Source organism: Variovorax sp. Root318D1 (genome assembly GCF_001424835.1).
Taxonomy (GTDB): Bacteria; Pseudomonadota; Gammaproteobacteria; order Burkholderiales; family Burkholderiaceae_C; genus Variovorax.
In genome coordinates, this window is record NZ_LMCQ01000024.1 from 112,668 (window position 1) to 132,409 (window position 19,742).

The window sequence follows — 19,742 nt, forward strand, 5'->3', positions numbered from 1 at the left end:
CTCACCCCTGCCCTCTCCCCGAGGGGAGAGGGAGTAATACCCCAATCAACCGAAACGCACGTACTCGAAATCAACCGGCTGGCGGTTGATGCCCATCACCGGCGGCGAGATCCAGCCAGCGAACTTGCCCGGCTCCACCACGCGGCCCATCAACGATGCCACGAAAGCAAAGTCTTCGGCGCTCGGCAGCCATTCGTCCCTCTTGGCGGCCCATTCGACCTCGTTCACCACGCGGCCTTCGGGCGACATCTTGATGCCGGCGAGTGCGCCGATCTGGCGGTTGAAGGCCTTGTGCGGCACCGTCAGGCGGGTTGGGATGCCGGCCTTCTCGAGCACCTTGTTCCAGCGGCCCACGCCGGCCACGGAGTCCTTGATGAAGTCGTCGCGCAGCACTTCGTTGAGCGCGTTGAGCATCGGCACTTCCTTCTCCAGGAGCTGGCCGTCCTTCACCTCGAGCACCTTGTAGGTCTGGCCCTTGAGCACGTGGTCGTCGCCGCGCTTGCCTTCTTCGTAGCGGCCCTTCAGGCCCGAGCTGTAGAAGATGGCGGCGTTGCTCGACTGGTCGGCACCGAACAGGTCGATGGTCACGCTGTAGTGGAAGTTCAGGTAGCGCTGGATCGTGCCCAGGTCGATGGCACCGGCCGCGCGCACCTTCTGCGCATCGTCGGTCTTGAGCTCGTTCATGACCTGTGCGGTGCGCGCCAGGACGCGCGAGACGCCGCTTTCGCCCACGAACATGTGGTGCGCTTCTTCGGTCAGCATGAACTTCGTGGTGCGCGCGAGCGGATCGAACGCGCTCTCGGCCAGCGCGGCCAGCTGGAACTTGCCGTCGCGGTCGGTGAAGTAGGTGAACATGAAGAACGCGAGCCAGTCGGGCGTCTTCTCGTTGAAGGCGCCCAGGATGCGCGGGTTGTCCACGTCGCCCGAGGTGCGCTGCAACAGCGCCTCGGCTTCCTCGCGGCCGTCGCGGCCGAAGTGCTTGTGCAGCAGGTAGACCATGGCCCACAGGTGGCGGCCTTCTTCCACGTTGATCTGGAACAGGTTGCGCAGGTCATACATGCTCGGCGCAGTCAGGCCCAGGTGGCGCTGCTGCTCGACCGATGCGGGTTCGGTGTCGCCCTGCGTCACGATGATGCGGCGCAGATTGGCGCGGTGTTCGCCGGGCACGTCCTGCCAGGCCTTCTCGCCCTTGTGGTCGCCGAAATGGATCTCGCGGTTGGCATCGCCCGGGTTCAGGAAAATGCCCCAGCGGTAGTCGCGCATCTTGACGTGGCCGAACTGCGCCCAGCCCTGCGGATCGACGCTCACCGCCGTGCGCAGGTACACCTCGTGGTTGGTCGATCCCTCGGGGCCCACGTCGTCCCACCAATTGATGAAGTTGGGCTGCCAGCCTTCGAGCGCGCGCTGCAGCGTGCGGTCCTCGCCGAGGTTGACGTTGTTGGGGATCTTCTCGCTGTAGTTGATCGTGCTCATCGTTGTTCCTAGGGTTGTGCGGGACTGCGGTTTCGTCAGACGCGGTTCAAATCGAAGCCGGCTTTCTCGCCGGTGCCGTAGACCTTCAGCGCACCCTTTTCGCCGACGGCGTTGGGGCGGTTGAAGATCCAGTTCTGCCAGGCGGTGAGCCGGCCGAAGATGCGGGTGGCCATGTTCTCCTTGCTGGCGAAGCGCAGGTTGGCTTCCAGGCCGGTGAGCGCATCGGGCGACATGGCGGCGCGCTCTTCGATGGCGATGCGGATCTCGTCTTCCCAGTCGATGTCGTCTGGCGCGGCAGTGACGAGGCCGAGCTTCAGCGCCTCGTCGGCATCGAGCGGCTTGCCGGCCGCGGCGCGTGCGGCGTCGAGCGGCGCGGCTTCTTCATAGAAGCGGCGCTGCAGGCGGCTCTGGTCGTTCACCATCGGGTAGAAGCCGAAGTTGAATTCATTCAGCACGAGCTTCGGTGCGCGCGCGGCATCGTCGGGCAGTGCCAGCATGTAGGTTCGGTCGGCCGCAAATGCAACCTCGGCCAGCGTGCCGGCAAAGCACGAACCCGCTTCGACCAGCGCGAACAGGCTGCGCGATGACACGTCCAGGCGCGCCAGCGTGCGGCGCAGCGCGCCGATGGTTTCGCGCACCAGCCAGTGGTTCTTGTTGGCGAGCATCACGGCGTCCGATGCGAGCACGGCCTCTGCGTCGCCTTCGGTCTTGAGCAGCCAGGTGCCGATGTCGAGCTCATTGGTGCGCAGGTTCAGGATGGCGTCGTCCAGTTGGCGGCACATTGCGAGCGGCCACCAGGCGGCGCCCGCCGCTTCGATGGCGGCGATGTCCGCGGGCTGCACGCCGGTGGGCGCCTTGATGGTGATGGTCGCGGTGCGCTTGCTGCGGTCGATCTGGATGTCGACGTGCGAATAGCTGAGGCTGTTGGCGGTTTCCTCGCGCTCGAGGCGGGTCAGCGCCACGCCCTTGCCGCCCGCGGGGCGGTCGCTGCCGGCGGCGAGCTGTGCGGCGCGCTCCTGCACGGCGGCGGCAAATTGTGCCGGCTTGGCCACGGCATCGACCAGGCGCCACTCGACCGCGCGCTGGCCGCGCACGCCTTCGACGCTGGTGCAGAAGATGTCGGCGAGGTCATGGCGCACATGGCGCTTGTCGGTCACGCGGGTGAGGCCGCCGGTGCCGGGCAGCACGCCGAGCAGCGGCACTTCGGGCAACGACACGGCCGAGGAGCGGTCGTCCACCAGCAGGATTTCGTCGCAGGCCAATGCCAGCTCGTAGCCGCCGCCGGCGCAGGCGCCGTTCACGGCCGCGATGAATTTCAGGCCCGAGTGCTTCGACGTGTCTTCGATGCCGTTGCGCGTCTCGTTGGTGAACTTGCAGAAGTTCACCTTCCATGCATGGCTCGACACGCCCAGCATGAAGATGTTGGCGCCCGAGCAGAAGATGCGGTCCTTGCCGCTGGTGACGATCACGCTGCGCACTTCGGGGTGCTCGAAGCGCACGCGGTTCAGCGCGTCGTTCAGCTCGATGTCCACGCCCAGGTCGTAGCTGTTGAGCTTGAGCTTGTAGCCGGGGCGAATGCCGCCGTCTTCCGCGATGTCGAGCACCAGGCGCGCTACCGAGCCTTCGAAGCTGAGCTTCCAGTGCTTGTATTGCGTGGGTTCGATGCGGTAGTCGACGCGCGGAGGCGCCTGAAGGGTCGTGTTCTCGGTCATACGGAAGTCTCCTGTGGGCCAGATGCAAACCGGAAGAATAATGCATCTTCTGGTTCCGATGACATGCATCATGCTGCATGCGAACAGGCAAGTCAATGCCTGAATCGCTTTTTTTCAATTCAGCAGTTCAGGCGCCGGGGCGCATGGATTGGTGGGCGATGGCGCGCAGCGCTTGGAAGCTTTGCGCCAGCGTCCTGCCGCTGGTGTCCACTGACAGGTCGGCCTTCGAATAGAAGGCCGCGCGGCCATTCAGAATGCGGCGCAGGTCTTCCATGGCTTCCTTGCTGGCGGCCATTGGGCGGGTATCGCCCTGGGCGGCCACGCGGCCCATGTGTTCCTCGGGCGCGGCCTGCAGCCACACGGTGGTGCAGTGAGCGAGCAGCTCGTTGAAGGTGGCGGGGTCGGACACGATGCCGCCCGGCGTGGCAATGACCACTTCGCTGTAGATCTGGACGGCCTCTTCGAGCGCGCGGCGCTCGTAGCGACGGTAGGCGTTGGTGCCGTAGAGGTCGTGAATCTCGCGCACGCTGCAGCCCGCGAGCGTTTCGATCTCGCGGCTCAGTTCGATGAAGGGCACGTCGAGGTCTTCGGCCAGCATCTGCCCCAGCGTCGACTTGCCCGCGCCGCGCAACCCCACGAGCGCGATGCGCCGGTGCCGGGCCGGGTCGACCGAGGCCGTGCCCAGCAGCTCGCCCAGCGCCACACGCACGCGGCGCAGGTCGGCTTCGCTGCGGTGCTCAAGCAGTTCACGAATCAGCAGCCATTCGGGTGAGCTGGTGGTCACATCGCCGACCAACTCGGCCAGCGAGCAATGCAGCGCGCCGGCCACCTGCTGCAGCACCAGGATCGACGCATTGCCGATGCCGTATTCCAGATTGGCGAGATGCCGCTCCGAGACGCCAGCCGACACCGCCACCGCCTTGCGTGTGAGGCCGCGCTGTGCGCGCAGATTGCGCACGCGGTCGCCCAGGGTAGCCAGCAAAGGGTTCTTGGCTTCTGCCGGCGGTGCTGCATTGTTGGCGTGGTCGCCGTCGCGCGCGGTGCCCAGCACCGCGTCTACATGCTCGTTCATGCAAGTCCTCGTTCTTGGCCGGGATTGTGCGCGCTCAGGGTAAACACCATATATGCACTATATTGCTTGACACTCGATGTCTCGGTGCTTATTGTTCGATCACAAGCAAGATACTGCACGCGCACGAATCATGCAAGGTAGATCGTAAGTTTCGCTGTGGCACCACCGCTGCCAGCCAGCCTCCCAAAGGAAGCCCGCCAATGTCCAGCAAGGAAGCATTTCACCAGTTGATCGCCGGCCTGACCGCCGAAATCGCCGGCAGGCCGCTCGACGAACAACTCGACCAGTGGCTCAACGCCACCCATGGCGCGGGCAGTCCCGGTTTCGAGCAGCTGCGCCAGGCCTGCATTGGCGGCGTGGCCGAGGGCTGGCTGTGCGAGCGCGAAGGCGGCGGCATCAGGTATGGCCGCGTGTTCAAGGCCGAAGATGCGCTGCACCGGTTTTCGGTCGACGTGGTCGACATGCAGGACATCGCGGGACCGCATCACACCCACCCGAACGGCGAGATCGACTTGATCATGCCGCTCGAGGGCAGCGCCGATGCCACCTTCGACGGACGGCCCGCGGGCTGGTGCGTCTACGGGCCAGGTACCGCACACCGTCCGACCGTGGCGCAAGGCCGCGCGCTGGTTCTCTATCTCTTGCCCGAAGGGCAGATCAAATTCACCCAATGACCGAGCTCCTACCCAACTACGTCGCCGGCCGCTGGCAAAGCGGATCGGGCGCCGGCACGCCCTTGTTCGACCCGGTGCTGGGCACCGAGCTCGTGCGCGTCGACGCCACCGGCCTGGACCTGCCCGCGGCCTTTGCCTTTGCGCGCGAACAGGGCGGCAACGCGATGCGCGCCCTCACCTACCGCCAGCGCGCGGGGCTGCTTGGCGCCATCGTGAAGGTGCTGCAGGCCAACCGCGATGCCTATTACGAAATTGCCACGGCCAACTCGGGCACGGTGAAGAACGACTCGGCCGTCGACATCGATGGCGCGATCTTCACGCTCGGCCAGTACGCCAAGTGGGGCGACGGCCTGGGCGACGTGCGCGCGCTGCGCGACGGCGACGCGGTCAAGCTCGGCAAGGAGCCTGTGTTCCAGTCGCAGCATCTCCAGCTGCCGACGCAGGGCGTGGCGCTGTTCATCAACGCCTTCAACTTTCCTTCGTGGGGGCTGTGGGAAAAGGCCGCGCCCGCGCTGCTCTCCGGCGTGCCCGTGATCGTGAAGCCCGCCACGGCCACCGCCTGGCTCACGCAGCGCATGGTGAAAGACGTGGTCGCTGCGGGCGTGCTGCCCGCCGGCGCGCTGTCGGTGGTCTGCGGCAGTTCCGCCGGTTTGATGGATGCGCTGCAGCCTTTCGACGTGGTCTCTTTCACCGGCTCGGCCGAAACGGCCGCGGTGATCCGCTCGCACCCGGCGGTGGCCGAGCGCTCGGTGCGCGTGAACATCGAGGCCGACAGCCTCAACAGCGCCCTGCTCATGCCAGGCGCCGCGCCCGGCAGCGACGCCTTCAACCTTCTTGTGCGCGAAGTGGTGCGCGAGATGACGGTGAAGTCGGGCCAGAAGTGCACCGCCATCCGCCGCATCCTGGTGCCGGCCGAGGTGTACGACGCCGCGGCCGAAGCCATTGGCGCCAAGCTCAAGGGCGTGACGGTCGGCAATCCGCGCAACGAGAATGTGCGCATGGGTTCGCTCGTGAGCCGCGCGCAGCTCGACGCCGTGAACGACGGGCTGGAAGCACTTTCCGCCCAGACTACCGTGCTGTACGACGGCCGCAGCACGCCGCTGATCGACGCCGACCCGGCCGTGGCGGCCTGCATCGGCCCGGTGCTGTTGGGCGCGCGCGATGCCGATGCGGCAGAGCGCGTCCACGACGTGGAAGTGTTCGGCCCGGTTGCCACGCTGCTGCCCTACCGCGACCTCGCGCATGGCATCGCGCTGGCGCATCGCGGCCAGGGTTCGCTGGTGACTTCGCTCTACGGCAGCGACGACGCAGCGCTCGCACTGGCCGCGCTGGCCCTCGCACCGAGCCACGGCCGCGTGCACGTGGTCACGCCCGAAGTGGCACAGGCCCACACCGGCCACGGCAACGTGATGCCGATGTCGCTGCACGGCGGCCCGGGCCGTGCCGGCGGCGGCGCCGAACTCGGCGGACTGCGCGCGCTGGACTTCTACCATCGCCGCAGCGCCGTGCAAGCGAGCCCTGGCGTGCTCGCGCAGCTCGGCCTCTAGAAAAAAGAACACGGCCCAAGGAGATCCCATGACGAGCCCGCCCGCACGATTCAATTTTGCCGAACACCTGTTCGCACTCAACCGCGGCCGCGCCGAACGCCCGGCCTACATCGACGACCGCGGCACACTGAGCTACGGCCAACTCGAAGACCGCGCGCGCCGTCTGGCCGCCGCGCTGAAAGCCGCCGGCGTACGCCGCGAAGAGCGCGTGCTGCTGCTCATGCTCGATACCAACGACTGGCCCGTGGGCTTCCTGGGTTGCCTTTACGCGGGCGTGGTTCCCGTCGCCGTCAACACGCTGCTCACGCCCGACGACTACGCCTACATGCTGGACCACAGCCGCGCGCAGGCCGTGCTGGTGTCGGGCGCGCTGCTGCCCACTCTGCAAGACGCGATGAACCGCGGCGCGCATGAAGTGCACACGCTGATCGTTTCGCAGCCCACGGGTGCGCTGCCCGCGGGCGCGCAGGAGTTCGAAGCCGCGCTCGCGGCCGCCGAACCGATGGCATCGCCCGTGGCCACGGCCTCGGACGACCCCGGCTTCTGGCTCTATTCCTCCGGCTCCACCGGCAAGCCCAAGGGCACGGTCCACACGCACGCCAACCTGTGGTGGACGGCCGAGCTCTACGGCAAGCCGGTGCTCGGCCTCACCGAAGACGACGTCTGCTTCTCGGCCGCCAAGATGTACTTTGCGTATGGGCTCGGCAATGCGCTGACCTTCCCGCTGTCGGTCGGCGCGACCGTCGTACTGATGGCAGAACGGCCCACACCCGACGCCACCTTCCGCCGTTGGGTCGAGCACAAGCCGACCGTGTTCTTTGGTGCGCCCACGGGCTTTGCCGGCATGCTCGCCTCACCGAAGCTACCGGCTCGCGAGCAGGTGGCGCTACGCATGTGCTCTTCCGCCGGCGAGGCCTTGCCCGGCGAGATCGCGCAGCGCTTCAAGGCGCACTTCGGCTGCGAGATCATCGATGGCATCGGCTCCACCGAGATGCTGCACATCTTTCTTTCCAACCGCCCGGGCGACGTGCGCTACGGCACCACCGGCAAGCCGGTGGAAGGCTACGAGGTCGAGCTGCGCGGCGAGGACGGACGCGCGGTGCCCGACGGCGAGGTGGGCGATCTCTACATCCGCGGCCCCAGCGCGGCGCTCATGTACTGGTGCAACCGCGAGAAGTCGCGCGAGACCTTCCAGGGCGGCTGGACCAAGAGCGGCGACAAGTACACGCGCGACGCCGACGGCTACTACACCTATGCCGGCCGCAGCGACGACATGCTGAAGGTCAGCGGCATCTACGTGTCGCCCTTCGAGGTCGAAGCCACGCTGATGCAGCACCCCGCCGTGCTCGAGGCGGCGGTGATCGGCAAGGAAGATTCGGACGGCCTCACCAAGACCAAGGCATTCGTCGTACTGAAGGACGGCCACTCGATCACGGACGACGAACTGAAGGCTTTCGTGAAGGAGCGGCTTGCGCCGTACAAGTACCCGCGGTTCCTGGAGTTCGTGCAGGAACTGCCGAAGACGGCGACGGGGAAGATCCAGCGGTTCAGGTTGCGTGAGCGGGAGAAGCAGGCATGAGCATGAAGCTCCCGCTTTATTTCCTCTCCCTCTGGGAGAGGGCTAGGGTGAGGGCATCCGCCTTCGCAGGCGCACAACTTTTGCTAGGGCCGCTGGCCCTCACCCCCGCCCTCTCCCAGAGGGAGAGGGAGCAACAGCCGGGAGCCGCGCGATGAACTTCCCCGACTTCGCCACCATCAACTGGCGCAACCGCCCCATTCGCATCGAATGCCATTGGATCGCCCCCGAGCGCACCGATGCCCCGCTCATCGTCTTCCTCCACGAAGGCCTCGGTTCCGTCGCCATGTGGAAGGATTTTCCCGCCCAGCTCTGCGAAGCCGCCGGCGCGCGCGGCCTCGTGTTTTCACGGCCCGGCTATGGCCGCTCCACGCCACGCGAAGAAAACGAGATCTGGGACGTCGACTTCATGCACCGCCAGGCGCACGAGGTGCTGCCCGCGCTGTTCGCTGCGCTGAACATCGGCACCGATGACAAACCCTGGCTCTTCGGCCACAGCGACGGCGGCTCGATCTCGCTGCTCTATGCCTCGCGTTTTTCGGACCGCGTGCAAGGCCTCGTGGTCCTCGCACCGCACATCTTCGTGGAAGACGTGACGGTCGAGAACATCGAACAGGCGCGCAGCGCGTATCTCGGCACCGACCTGCCGAAGAAGCTCGGCCGCTACCACGACAATGCCGACTCGGCCTTCTGGGGATGGAACCGAATCTGGCTCCATCCGCCCTTCCGTGAATGGAACATCGAGGCCGAGCTCGACACCATCCGCTGCCCGGTGCTCGCCATCCAGGGCACGGGCGACGAGTACGGCACGATGGCGCAGATCCGCGGTATTGCGGCGCGCGTGCCCGGCTGCGAACTGCTGGAAATCCCGGAATGCGGGCATTCCCCGCATCGCGATCAGCCGGATCGTGTCATCGTCGCGACCACTTCTTTCATTGGCAAAAACAGGAGACAGCCATCATGACCATCCGTACCGCCCGCCTCGCGCTCACCGCGATCGCATTCGCCGCTTTGGCATCCGCCGCCGGCGCCCAGGGCACCGGCAAACTCAAGGTCGGCCTGATGCTGCCGTACAGCGGCACTTTCACCGCGCTGGGCGTGGCCATCGAAAACGGCTTCAAGCTCTACGTCGACGAGCAGGGCGGCAAGCTCGCCGGGCGTGAGATCGAATACTTCAAGGTCGACGACGAGTCCGATCCCGCCAAGGCAACCGACAACGTCAACAAGCTGATCAAGCGCGACAACGTCGACGTCATCGTCGGCACCGTGCACTCCGGCGTCGCCATGGCCATGGCCAAGGCGGCGAAGGAAAGCGGCACCGTGCTGATCGTGCCGAACGCCGGCGCCGACGCGGTCACCGGCCCGATGTGCGCGCCCAACATCTTCCGCAGCTCGTTCAGCAACTGGCAGCCCGCCTACGCCATGGGCGAAGTGGCGGCCAAGCAGCAGGGCAAGAAGAAGGTCATGACCATCACCTGGAAGTACGCGGCCGGCGAGGAGTCGGTCAACGGCTTCAAGGAAGGCTTCGAGAAGAACGGCGGCAAGGTCGAGAAGCAGCTCACGCTGCCTTTCCCCAACGTCGAGTTCCAGGCGCTCTTGACCGAGATCGCGGCGGCCAAGCCCGACGCGGTGTACGCCTTCTTCGCAGGCGGCGGCGCGGTGAAGTTCGTCAAGGACTATCAGGCGGCGGGTCTCAACAAGACCATTCCGCTGTACGGCCCGGGCTTTTTGACCGACGGCACGCTCGATGCGCAGGGCGAGGCCGCACAGGGCATGCTCACCACGCTGCACTACGCCGACGGCCTCAACACTACGCGCGACAACGCCTTCCGCGTCGCCTACGCCAAGGCCTTCAAGCTGCAGCCCGATGTGTACGCGGTGCAGGGCTATGACGCAGCGCAGATGCTGGGCGTGGGCCTCGCCGCTACCAAGGGCGACATCGGCAAGAAGGCCGAGTTCACGGCCGCCATCGAGAAAGCCAAGATCGACAGCCCGCGTGGCACGTTCACCATGAGCAAGTCGCACAACCCGGTGCAGGACATCTACCTGCGCAAGGTGGACGGCAAGGAGAACAAGCTGGTGAGCACGGCGATCAAGGGCTTGTCCGACCCGGCCCGCGGCTGCAGGATGTGATCGACCCACCCCCGTCCCTCGCTCACTTCGTGTAGCTCGACTCCCCCCTCAAGGGGGCGACACCAGCGGACCGGCGAAGCCGGATCCGCGGTGTCCCCCGAACATCGCGGGCGCTTTGCGCCACGCTCCCCAAGCCCTCCTACCGGTATGACCTAACGTGGACTTCGGCACCTTTCTCGTCCAGTGCCTGAACTCGGTTCAGTACGGACTCCTTCTCTTCCTGGTGGCCTCGGGGCTCACGCTGATCTTCGGGATCATGGGCGTGATCAACCTGGCGCACGGCAGCTTCTACATGATCGGCGCGTACATGGCGTTCGCGCTCGCACCGGTGTTCGGCGACCAGTTCCTGCTGATGCTGGTGGCCGGCGTGGTGCTGGCGGCCGTGTTCGGCTACCTGCTCGAATGGGCTTTCTTCAGCTACCTGTACCAGCGCGACCATCTGCAGCAGGTGCTCATGACCTACGGGCTCATCCTGGTGTTCGAGGAGCTGCGCTCCATCCTCGTTGGCAACGACGTTCACGGCGTCAAGGTGCCCGCATGGCTGGACGGCAGCTTTGCGCTCGGCAACGTCATGAGCTATCCGTGGTACCGGCTCTTTGCCTCGGCCGCGTGCATCGTGCTCGCGGTGGGGCTGTACTGGGTGGTCAACCGCACGCGGCTCGGCATGATGATCCGCGCGGGTGCGAGCAACCGCGACATGGTGCGCGGCCTGGGCATCGACGTGAAGCGGCTCTACCGCATCGTCTTTGCAGCCGGCGTGGCGCTCGCGGCATTGGCCGGAATGATCGCGGCGCCGATGTCCTCGGTGTATCCGAACATGGGCGCGAGCGTGCTCATCATCTGCTTCGTGTTGGTGGTGATCGGCGGCATCGGCTCGATCACCGGCGCGCTGCTGGCCTCGCTGCTGGTGGGTTTCGTCGACACCTTCGGCAAGGTGTTCTTTGCGGACCTCGCCGGCATCGGCATCTATCTGCTGATGGCCATCGTGCTGATATGGAAGCCTGAAGGGCTGATGGGGAGGCGGCCATGACCGAAGCCACCACCTCCATGCGCACCACCTCCATGCGGCTTGGCGCGTTCGCCGTGCCGGTGGTCTGCGCCATTGCCATCGGCGTGCTCGGCCCTCTCATGGGCAACTACGTTTCCGACTTCGTCGTCAAGGTGATGATCCTGTCGATCTTCGCGCTGAGCCTCGAACTGCTGGTCGGCATGACCGGCCTCGTAAGCCTGGGCCATGCGGCGTTCTACGGTATCGGTGCCTACGTCACGGTGCTGGCCTCGGGCAACGAGGGCGGCAACCTCGCGCTGCTGCTGCCGGCGGCCATGGGCGCGGCCGCGCTGTATGCATTGTTCGTTGGTGCGCTGAGCCTGCGCACGCGCGGCGTGTACTTCATCATGGTGACGCTGGCCTTTGCGCAGATGGCCTTCTTCGTGTTCCACGACACCAAGGTGGGCGGCGGCAGCGACGGCATCTACATGTACGTGCGGCCGGCCATCGGCAAGCTCGACATGGAAAACCGCATGGTGCTGTTCTACGTGGTGCTCGCATCGCTGGTGTTCACCTACGGCCTCTTGGCGCTGGTTCGCCGCTCGCGCTTCGGTGCGGCGCTGGCGGGCATCCGCGTGAACGAGCAGCGCATGCGTGCGGCGGGTTTTCCGGTGTACGGCTACAAGCTCGCGGCCTTCGTGCTGGCGGGCGCGCTGGCTGGGCTCGCGGGCTTTCTGCTGGCCTCGCGCGACGGCGTGGTCAACCCGGAGCTCATGGCCTGGCACAACTCGGGCGAGGTGCTGCTGATGGTGATCCTCGGTGGCCTCGGCCACTTGCGCGGCGCTGTTATCGGCGCGATTGCATTCACGCTGCTGAAGGAAATCTTCTCGACGCATGCGGTGATGGGGCCGCTTGCGGACCATTGGCAGCTGACCTTGGGCATTGCGATCATCGTGTTCGTGGCGCTGTTGCCGAAGGGCTTGATCGGCCTGGTCAAGCGCTTGTCGCCCAAGGAGGCCGCATGACCGGCTCCCTGTGTTTCTCCCTCCCCTCCCGGGGGAGGGCCGGGGTGGGGGCAAGCGGCGCCACCATCGGGCGCCCTGCCTGCCCCCATCCCAACCTTCCCCCGGAAGGGGAAGGAGCAAAACCATGAACGCACTGCTTTCTGTCGAACGACTCACGCGCCGCTTCGGCGGCCTCACCGCGGTGAACGCCGTCACGCTCGATCTGCACGTCGGCGAAGTGCACGCGGTGATCGGCACCAATGGCGCGGGCAAGTCGACGCTCATCAACATGCTTTCGGGCGAAATCGACGCCTCCGAAGGCCGCATCACGCTCGACGGCATCGACGTCACGCAGCGCGCGCAATGGCGCCGCGCGCGTGCGGGCGTGGGCCGCAGCTACCAGCGCACGACCATCTTCCCGGAGTTCAGCGTGCACGAGAACTGCCGGCTCGCAGCGCAGGCCGCCACAGCGCGGCCCTGGACCGTGTGGCAGTCGTCGCAGCGCTGCGCGGCCAGCAATGCGGCGGCCGATGCGGCGCTCGAGGCCGCGGGCCTGTCGAACGAAGCCCGGCGCGTGGCCGGCACGCTGAGCCACGGCGCGCAGCGCCAGCTCGAAGTGGCGATGTGCCTGGCAACCAAGCCGCGCGTGTTGCTGCTCGACGAACCGCTCGCGGGCATGGGCGCCGAGGAAACCGACCGCATGCTCACGCTGCTCGCGCGATTGAAATCGACCCATGCGATCCTGCTGGTCGAGCACGACATGGATGCGGTGTTCCGCATTGCCGACCGCATCACGGTGATGGTGAACGGCACCGTCATCGCGACGGGCGACCCGGCCTCGATCCGCGAGAACCCCGAAGTGCGCACCGCCTATCTTGGAGAGGATCACTGATGCCCCCACGCTCATCACTTCGTGTATTCGCTGCCCCCCGAGGGGGCGCTGGCCTCCCTAGGGGCGGCCCGTCGGGAGGCCACTGACATGCTCGTAGTCCGCGATCTCAACACCTACTACGGCAACAGCCACATCCTGCGCGGCGTGCATGCCGGCATTCCGGCCGCCACGTCAGTGGGCCTGCTCGGGCGCAACGGCATGGGCAAGACCACGCTGATCCGCAGCATGATGGGCTACGTGCGCCCCGCCTCGGGCGAAGTGCAGGTCGATGGCCGCACGGTCACCGGCTGGCCACCAGAGAAAATGGCGCGCCTGGGCATCGGCTACGTGCCCGAAGGCCGCGGCATCTTCCCGAACCTCTCGGTGCGCGAGAACCTCGTGATGAGCGAGCGCGCGGGCATCGACGGGCATCGCGCCTGGACCTTCGACCGCGTGATGGCCACCTTTCCGCGCCTCGCCGAGCGGCTGTCGCATGGCGGCCAGCAACTTTCGGGGGGCGAGCAGCAAATGCTCTCCATCGGCCGCGCGCTGATGACCAACCCGCGCCTGCTGATCCTCGACGAAGCCACCGAAGGCTTGGCGCCGTTGATCGTGGCCGAGATCTGGCGTGTGATCGGCGAGATCCGCGCGACCGGCATCGCCACGCTGATCGTCGATCGCGACTACCGCAAGGTGCTTGCGCACACCGACCTGGCGATGGTGATGGAGAAGGGGCAGATCGTGCGGCACGGCGCGTCGGCCGACTTGCTGGCCGAACCTCAGGCGCTGGAAGAATTGCTCGGCGTGTGAGCCCGGCTCACGCGGCCCGCTGCGCCATCAGGAAGTCAATGAACACCCGCATGCGCAGCGGCACGTGCCGCCCGTCGGGGTACAGCAGCGTGTAGGGCCGCGAGCGGCCGGCGAAGGGCTTGAGCACCTCGATCAGCGAGCCGTCGGCCAGCTCTTTTTCCACCACGAAGCGATAGGCCTGGAAGAGCCCCGCGTCGCTCTTCGCCAGCGTAACGCCGCCCAGCACGTCGTCGGAGCAGCTGTAGGCGCTGTCCGCGAAGACCTCGCGGTCCTTGCCGTTTTCCTTGAAGAGCCATGAGATGCGGCGGCCGCTGCTGGGCAGCTCGAACTGGATGCACTCGTGCGCGGACAGATCGTCCAGCGTGCGGGGCGTGCCGGCCTTCTTGAGGTATTTGCGGCTGGCCACCACCACCAGCTGCGCATCTTCCAAATGCCGCGCGATCAGCGTCGAGTCAGGCTGGGCGCGCACACGCACGGCCATGTCGTAGCCCTCTTCCACAAAGTCGATGTTGCGGTTGCTCAGGTGCACGTGCAGCCGGATGTCGGGAAAGCGTTCGCGAAATACCGGCAGCAGCGGCAGCAGGCGGTGGTGGCCGTAGGTGGTGGGCACGCTGATGCGCAGCGTGCCGGAAGGCTGCGCCTGCTGTCCCATGACCTCGCGCTCGGCTTCGGCCAACTGCGTCAGCGCCTGGCGGCATTGCGCGAAGTAGGAGCGGCCCGCGTCGGTGAGCCGCACGCTGCGCGTGGTGCGCACGAAGAGGCGCAGGCCCAGCCGCTTTTCAAGCCGCGAGATCGAGCGGCTGACGGCCGCCGGCGTAACGCCCGCGGCCAGCGCGGCCGAGGTGAAGCCGCCCGTTTCCGCCGCCAGGCAGAACAGCTCAATGCTGCCCAGGAGGATGTCGCCGAACTGACGCTGCATGGATTGATTACCTCGCGTATCAAGTGAAGTGCGAGTCTAGTGATTTATCTCTGGTGGTGTCATCAATACAGTTCGTGCATCCCCTCAACTCTTTGGAGTACCGACATGCAAGACACCCTCAACACCCCGTCCACGGTCGTCATCACCGGTGCCTCGAGCGGCATCGGCCTGGGCCTCGCGCAGGCTTATCTGGAACGTGGCTTCAACGTGGTCGCGAATGCGCGCACCGACGAGCGGCTCGCCGCCGCGGCCAAGCAACTCGGCAACCCCGCGCGCTTTTTCGGCGTGGCCGGTGACATCGGCGGCCGCGACACCGCGCAGCAACTCGTCGACCGCGCCGTGGAGCGCTTCGGCCAGGTCGACGTGCTGATCAACAACGCGGGGATCTTCAACGCCAAGCCGTTCGTCGAATACACCGAGGAAGAACTCGACCAGCTCGTGGCCACCAACCTCAAGGGCTTTGTCTACGCCTCGCAGGCCGCGGCGAAGCACATGGTGGCGCGCCGCCAGGGCCACATCGTGAACATCACCGCGAGCATTGCGCTGCAGCCGAACCAGCAGGTGCCGGCCGCCTTGCCAGTGCTCATCAAGGGCGGCATCAACGCCGCGACGCGGGCGCTGGCACTCGAACTCGCACCGCACAACGTCAAGGTGAATGCGGTGGCGCCCGGCATCGTCGACACGCCGCTGTACACGCCCGAGCAGCACGGATTCCTGAACGGCCTCTCGCCCGCCGGCCGCATTGCAACCGTGCGCGAGGTCGCCGATGCCGTGCTCTATCTCACGAGCGCCGATTTCACGACGGGCGTGGTGCTGCCGGTGGACGGCGGCATGAGCACGGGCAAGTGGTAATCGTCTCGTTCATTCAACCATCCACTCCAAGGAGCGCACCATGCCTTTCATCAACCTGAAGATCACCCGCGACGGCGTCACCCGCGAACAGAAGACCCAGGTCATCGCCGAGTTCACGGAAACCCTGGAACGCGTGCTGAACAAGCCGCCGGAATGGACGCACATCGTGATCGAGGAAATCGCCACCGACGACTGGGGCTTCGCGGGCCTGACGACGACGGAGTACCGCAAGCGGCTGGCGGACAAGGCGACGCCGGCGCAGTGAAGTGGCGGGCGCGGCGCGCCTATTCGATGAAACGCCGCAGCCCTTCCAGGTCGATCACGGTAATCCCCCCGTACTCGATCCGCAGAAACCCCGCCTCCTTCAGCCGGTTCAGCGCCGCATTGCAGCGCTGGCGCGAAACACCCGACAGGTTGGCAATCTCCTCCTGCGAGGTCTGCAGATGCAGCTCGCTGCCAGGATACAGCCACGGATGGAACAGCCCCGCCAGCGCACGGGCCACCTGACTGTCGGCGTCGAGCAGCCGGTGCGCCGCGTAGTTGCCCATGAACCAGTGCAGCCGCTCGTTGAGCTGCTGCAGCAAAAAATGATCGAAGTCGCGCTGCGTGCGGTGCAGCCATTCGAAAGTCTCTACCGGCAGCTGGGCCACGCGGCTCGGCCGCAGCGCAATGACGTCGGCCGAGCGCGGAGCGCCGCGCAGCAGCGTGCCTTCGCCGAACCAGCTGCCGACCGAGAGCCCGCCGAAGGTGACCGAGCGGCCGTCGCTCGAGGTGATCGACCACTTCAGAAGCCCCTCAAGCGTGCCGTACCAGTGCAGCGGCGTATCGCCGCGGCGGCACAGGGCGGCGCCGGCCGCGACTTCGACCTCTCGGATTTCGTCGAGCACGCGCTCGCGCGCCACCTCGTCGAGCAGCGGAAACCAGGCCGAGCCCTGAAGCAGCTGCGCAACGGTCAGCGATGCCGCCTTGATGGCCGGCTTCGTCGTAGGCATGAAAGAAAGCTCCTGATGGCGTGGGCGCGGCCCGCGCCGCGTAAACCCTGAGCCTAAATGTCGTCGCAATGACTGAGTGTGCATGCGCCTCCAAAAATAATAGCGCGCCCCTCATGAAAGAAGACACCAGGAGACTCCGGAGCATGTCGTCGAAGCGCAAAGTGATCGTGACCATCGCCCCCACGGGCGGCATGGCGCACAAGTCGCAGAACCCCCACCTTCCCACCCAGCCGGCCGAAATTGCGGCCGACGTGCTGCGCTGCTGGAATGCCGGCGCCAGCGTGGTGGCGATCCACGCGCGCCGGCCGGACGACGGTGCCACCTGCAACGCCGACGTGTACCGCGACATCAACAGCCGGATCCGCGCGGGCGGCTGCGACATCGTCATCAACAACTCCACCGGCGGCGGCGTGCACGGCGACATGGTGAAGCCGCTGGCGGGCGATCGCTGGGAAATTGCCTGGGAAGAGCGCATCAAGGGCATGGACGCGGGCGCCGAGATGTGCACGCTGGACGCGACCACGCTGAACCTGAGCTTCGAGGGCAAGCAGATCCTGATGGACACGCCGATCACCAAGGGCCGCGAGCTGGCCGCCGGCATGAAGGCGCGCGGCATCAAGCCCGAATGGGAGGTGTTCAGCCCCACGCACATCCTGCAGGACACGACCACGCTGATCGAAGAAGGCCATGACGACGAACCCTACTTCGTCAACCTGGTGATGAACGTGCACCGCAACTTCCAGAACGCGATGCCCTATTCGCCGCGCTTCCTGCAGATGATGGTCGACACCCTGCCCAAGGGAAGCATCTTCTGCGTGAGCGGCATCGGCCCCTCGCAGCTCGAGGCCAACGTGGCGGCGCTGCTGCTGGGCGGGCATGCCCGCGTGGGGCTGGAAGACAACCTGTATTTCCGCCAGGGCGAGCTCGCCACCAACGTGCAGCTCACCGAGCGGATCGTGCGCGTTATCCATGAGCTCGACATGGAAGTGGCCACACCGGCCGAAGCAAGGCAGATGATGGGACTGCCGCGCAGAGGCGGGCCGCGCCCCGAATTCGCGCCGCGTTGAAGCGGCCGTTGATCCCGCCAGAAACCGCCCTGAAGATATTAGTAGGAGACATTTCATGAACACCCGCCGCCACTTCCTCCACACCCTGGGCGCAGTCACTGCGCTGGGTACCCTCTCGCCGCTGGCCGCATTCGCCCAGGCGCTCGAGCAGGTCAAGATCTATTACGGCTTTCCGGCCGGCAGCGCCGGCGACAGCGTGGCGCGCCGCGTGGGTGAAAAGCTCGCCGGCTCGGCCTACACGCGCAATGCGGCCGTCGTTGAAAACAAGCCGGGCGCGGGCGGCCGCATCGCGCTGGAAAGCCTCAAGAACGCACCGGCCGACGGCAGCGTGCTGGCGCTGTCGCCTTTCTCGTGCACGTCGATCTACCCGCACATCTACAGCAAGCTCAGCTACGACCCAAGCAAGGATTTCGTGCCGGTGTCGATTGCCGCGGTCATGCACCACGGCCTGGCGGTCGGCCCCCTGGTGCCGCCCGAGGTGCGTACGGTGAAAGACTTTCTCGCCTGGGCCAAGGCCAACCCGAACCAGGCCAGCTATGGCTCGCCGGCGGCCGGCTCCACGCCGCACTTCATCGGCGCGCTGCTGGGCCTCAACAACGGGGTCGACCTGAAGCACGTGCCCTACCGCGGCTCGATTCCCGGTGTGACCGATGTGGTGGGCGGACAAATCGCGGCCATGGTCACCCCCAGCGGAGACTTCATCCCCAACCACAAGGCCGGCAAGCTGCGGCTGCTCGCCACCTCGGGCAAGGCGCGCTCGCCGTTCTCGCCGGAGGTACCGACCTTTGCCGAACAGGGCTTTGCGGAACTGACCACCGAGGAGTGGTTCGGCTTCTACGCCCCGGCCAGGACGCCGGCCAGCGTGGTGGCAACGGCCAATGCCGCGATCAACGCGGCCATCAAGGAAAAGGTGGTGACGGACAGCCTCGCCGTGGTCGGCTTGATCGCCCAGGGCTCCACGGCCGAGGAAATGGCGCGCTCGCAAAAGGCCGAGGCCGATCGCTGGGGGCCGCTGGTCAAGAAGATCGGCTTCACGGCGGAATCCTGAAGCGATGCGGATGGAACCGAACCCGAAACGCGTGGCGGTGGTCGCCACCGGCGTCATCGGCGCCAGCTGGGCTGCCTTCTTCCTGGCGCGGGGCCTCGACGTGGACGCCACCGACCCCTCGCCCGACGCCGAGGCGCGGCTGCGCGTGGCGGTGGCCGCGCACTGGCCGACGCTGGAACGCTTCGGGTTGGCTGAAGGCGCCTCGGCTGGGCGGCTGCGCTTTCACGCGCGGCTCGAAGACGCGGTGGCCGAGGCCGACTTCGTCCAGGAGAGCGGCCCCGAGCGGCTTGATTTCAAGATCGACCTGTTCCGCCGCATGGACGAGGCCGCGCCGGCCCGCGCGATCCTGGCATCGAGCTCTTCGGGGCTGGCCATCAGTGCGGTGCAGGCCGAATGCCGCCATCCGGAGCGCGTGGTGCTGGGCCACCCCTTCAACCCGCCGCACCTGATTCCGCTGGTGGAAGTGGTGGGCGGCGATCGCACTTCGGCCGAGACCATCGAGCGCACCATGGCGTTCTACGCCGCCATCGGCAAGCGGCCGATCCACGTGAAGCGCGAGGTCAAGGGCCACATCGCGAACCGGCTGCAGGCCGCCCTCTGGCGCGAGGCTTTTCACCTCGTCGATGAAGGCGTAGCCAGCGTCGCCGACATCGACACCGCCATTGCGCACGGCCCCGGCCTGCGCTGGGCGGTGATGGGACCCTTCATGAACCTGCATCTCTCGGGTGGCGCAGGCGGTATCGCCCATGTGCTCGCACACCTGGGCGGGCCGATCGAGGACTGGTGGAAGGATCTCGGAGCGCCTTCGATGACGGAAGAACTCAAAGCGAAGGTGACCGAGGGCGTGGCTGAAGAACTGGGCGCGCGGCGCGTGGCCGAACTCGAGTCCGCCCGCGACATCCTGCTGTTAAACCTGATTCGCGCCAAAGCCGACACCGGCAGACTCGATTAAATGACTGCCCCCCGGCTCGCCACTTCGTGTGCTTCGCCACCCCCCGTGGGGG

19 protein-coding genes are annotated in these 19,742 nt (G+C 66.5%); 14 read left to right on the forward strand and 5 right to left on the reverse strand.

Annotated features, from left to right (window positions below):
• Positions 1–45: 45 nt before the first annotated feature.
• The 3 genes from boxB to ASC78_RS23355 all read right to left on the reverse strand — a co-directional run bounded on the left by boxB (position 46) and on the right by ASC78_RS23355 (position 4,257).
• Positions 46–1,473, reverse strand: a complete 1,428-nt coding sequence (boxB, locus tag ASC78_RS23345) for a benzoyl-CoA 2,3-epoxidase subunit BoxB (protein WP_055807050.1) — start codon at positions 1,471–1,473, stop codon at positions 46–48.
• 35 nt (positions 1,474–1,508) lie between these two features.
• On the reverse strand, positions 1,509–3,185 hold the full coding sequence (gene boxC / locus ASC78_RS23350) for a 2,3-epoxybenzoyl-CoA dihydrolase (RefSeq protein WP_055807053.1): 1,677 nt from the start codon (positions 3,183–3,185) through the stop codon (positions 1,509–1,511).
• A 127-nt stretch (positions 3,186–3,312) separates the two neighbouring features.
• Positions 3,313–4,257 carry a helix-turn-helix transcriptional regulator gene (locus ASC78_RS23355; RefSeq protein ID WP_055807056.1) on the reverse strand — a complete coding sequence of 315 codons (945 nt, stop codon included), beginning with the start codon at positions 4,255–4,257 and terminating at the stop codon, positions 3,313–3,315.
• Between the two features lie 200 nt (positions 4,258–4,457).
• On the opposite strand from ASC78_RS23355, the gene ASC78_RS23360 reads away from it, so the two are divergent.
• The 9 genes from ASC78_RS23360 (at position 4,458) to ASC78_RS23400 (ending at position 13,860) form a co-directional block, all read left to right on the forward strand.
• On the forward strand, positions 4,458–4,931 hold the full coding sequence (locus ASC78_RS23360; protein WP_055807059.1) for a 4-hydroxylaminobenzoate lyase: 474 nt from the start codon (positions 4,458–4,460) through the stop codon (positions 4,929–4,931).
• Positions 4,928–6,478, forward strand: a complete 1,551-nt coding sequence (locus tag ASC78_RS23365; protein ID WP_055807062.1) for a 3,4-dehydroadipyl-CoA semialdehyde dehydrogenase — start codon at positions 4,928–4,930, stop codon at positions 6,476–6,478. The genes ASC78_RS23360 and ASC78_RS23365 overlap by 4 nt, the downstream gene beginning before the upstream one ends.
• Positions 6,479–6,506: 28 nt before the next feature.
• A complete protein-coding gene (locus tag ASC78_RS23370; protein WP_055807066.1) occupies positions 6,507–8,057 on the forward strand; it encodes a benzoate-CoA ligase family protein in 1,551 nt (516 codons plus the stop codon).
• Positions 8,058–8,208: 151 nt separating this feature from the next.
• Positions 8,209–9,018 carry an alpha/beta fold hydrolase gene (locus tag ASC78_RS23375; RefSeq protein WP_055807069.1) on the forward strand — a complete coding sequence of 270 codons (810 nt, stop codon included), beginning with the start codon at positions 8,209–8,211 and terminating at the stop codon, positions 9,016–9,018.
• On the forward strand, positions 9,015–10,187 hold the full coding sequence (locus ASC78_RS23380; protein WP_055807072.1) for an ABC transporter substrate-binding protein: 1,173 nt from the start codon (positions 9,015–9,017) through the stop codon (positions 10,185–10,187). The genes ASC78_RS23375 and ASC78_RS23380 overlap by 4 nt, the downstream gene beginning before the upstream one ends.
• A 157-nt stretch (positions 10,188–10,344) precedes the next feature.
• Entirely contained in the window at positions 10,345–11,217 is an 873-nt protein-coding gene (locus ASC78_RS23385) for a branched-chain amino acid ABC transporter permease (RefSeq protein WP_055807075.1), read from the forward strand.
• The gene (locus ASC78_RS23390; RefSeq protein WP_235505189.1) at positions 11,214–12,200 is read left to right on the forward strand and encodes a branched-chain amino acid ABC transporter permease; all 987 of its coding nucleotides are present in this window, start codon (positions 11,214–11,216) and stop codon (positions 12,198–12,200) included. Before ASC78_RS23385 ends, ASC78_RS23390 begins: the two co-directional genes overlap by 4 nt.
• A gap of 124 nt (positions 12,201–12,324) precedes the next feature.
• Complete coding sequence (locus tag ASC78_RS23395) at positions 12,325–13,071, forward strand: ABC transporter ATP-binding protein (protein ID WP_055807078.1); 747 nt, start codon at positions 12,325–12,327, stop codon at positions 13,069–13,071.
• 87 nt (positions 13,072–13,158) lie between these two features.
• Positions 13,159–13,860 carry an ABC transporter ATP-binding protein gene (locus ASC78_RS23400; RefSeq protein ID WP_055807081.1) on the forward strand — a complete coding sequence of 234 codons (702 nt, stop codon included), beginning with the start codon at positions 13,159–13,161 and terminating at the stop codon, positions 13,858–13,860.
• 7 nt (positions 13,861–13,867) lie between these two features.
• Here the strand turns inward: ASC78_RS23400 and ASC78_RS23405 are convergent, their stop codons facing one another.
• Positions 13,868–14,779, reverse strand: a complete 912-nt coding sequence (locus ASC78_RS23405; RefSeq protein ID WP_055807084.1) for a LysR family transcriptional regulator — start codon at positions 14,777–14,779, stop codon at positions 13,868–13,870.
• Between the two features lie 105 nt (positions 14,780–14,884).
• Here ASC78_RS23405 and ASC78_RS23410 point away from each other — a divergent pair, with 105 nt between their 5' ends.
• Positions 14,885–15,631, forward strand: a complete 747-nt coding sequence (locus tag ASC78_RS23410; RefSeq protein ID WP_055807087.1) for an SDR family NAD(P)-dependent oxidoreductase — start codon at positions 14,885–14,887, stop codon at positions 15,629–15,631.
• 40 nt (positions 15,632–15,671) lie between these two features.
• Positions 15,672–15,896 carry a tautomerase family protein gene (locus ASC78_RS23415; RefSeq protein ID WP_055807090.1) on the forward strand — a complete coding sequence of 75 codons (225 nt, stop codon included), beginning with the start codon at positions 15,672–15,674 and terminating at the stop codon, positions 15,894–15,896.
• A gap of 19 nt (positions 15,897–15,915) precedes the next feature.
• Here the strand turns inward: ASC78_RS23415 and ASC78_RS23420 are convergent, their stop codons facing one another.
• The gene (locus tag ASC78_RS23420) at positions 15,916–16,623 is read right to left on the reverse strand and encodes a Crp/Fnr family transcriptional regulator (RefSeq protein ID WP_055807093.1); all 708 of its coding nucleotides are present in this window, start codon (positions 16,621–16,623) and stop codon (positions 15,916–15,918) included.
• A 143-nt stretch (positions 16,624–16,766) separates the two neighbouring features.
• Here ASC78_RS23420 and ASC78_RS23425 point away from each other — a divergent pair, with 143 nt between their 5' ends.
• Genes ASC78_RS23425 through ASC78_RS23435 form a run of 3 tightly spaced genes read left to right on the forward strand, consistent with a single transcriptional unit; the run spans position 16,767 to position 19,690 of the window.
• Positions 16,767–17,690 carry a 3-keto-5-aminohexanoate cleavage protein gene (locus ASC78_RS23425; protein ID WP_055807096.1) on the forward strand — a complete coding sequence of 308 codons (924 nt, stop codon included), beginning with the start codon at positions 16,767–16,769 and terminating at the stop codon, positions 17,688–17,690.
• 55 nt (positions 17,691–17,745) lie between these two features.
• The gene (locus ASC78_RS23430) at positions 17,746–18,738 is read left to right on the forward strand and encodes a Bug family tripartite tricarboxylate transporter substrate binding protein (protein ID WP_055807098.1); all 993 of its coding nucleotides are present in this window, start codon (positions 17,746–17,748) and stop codon (positions 18,736–18,738) included.
• Between the two features lie 10 nt (positions 18,739–18,748).
• Positions 18,749–19,690: a 3-hydroxyacyl-CoA dehydrogenase NAD-binding domain-containing protein gene (locus tag ASC78_RS23435; protein ID WP_055807101.1), complete on the forward strand. Its 942-nt coding sequence runs from the start codon at positions 18,749–18,751 to the stop codon at positions 19,688–19,690.
• The last annotated feature ends 52 nt before the right edge of the window (positions 19,691–19,742 follow it).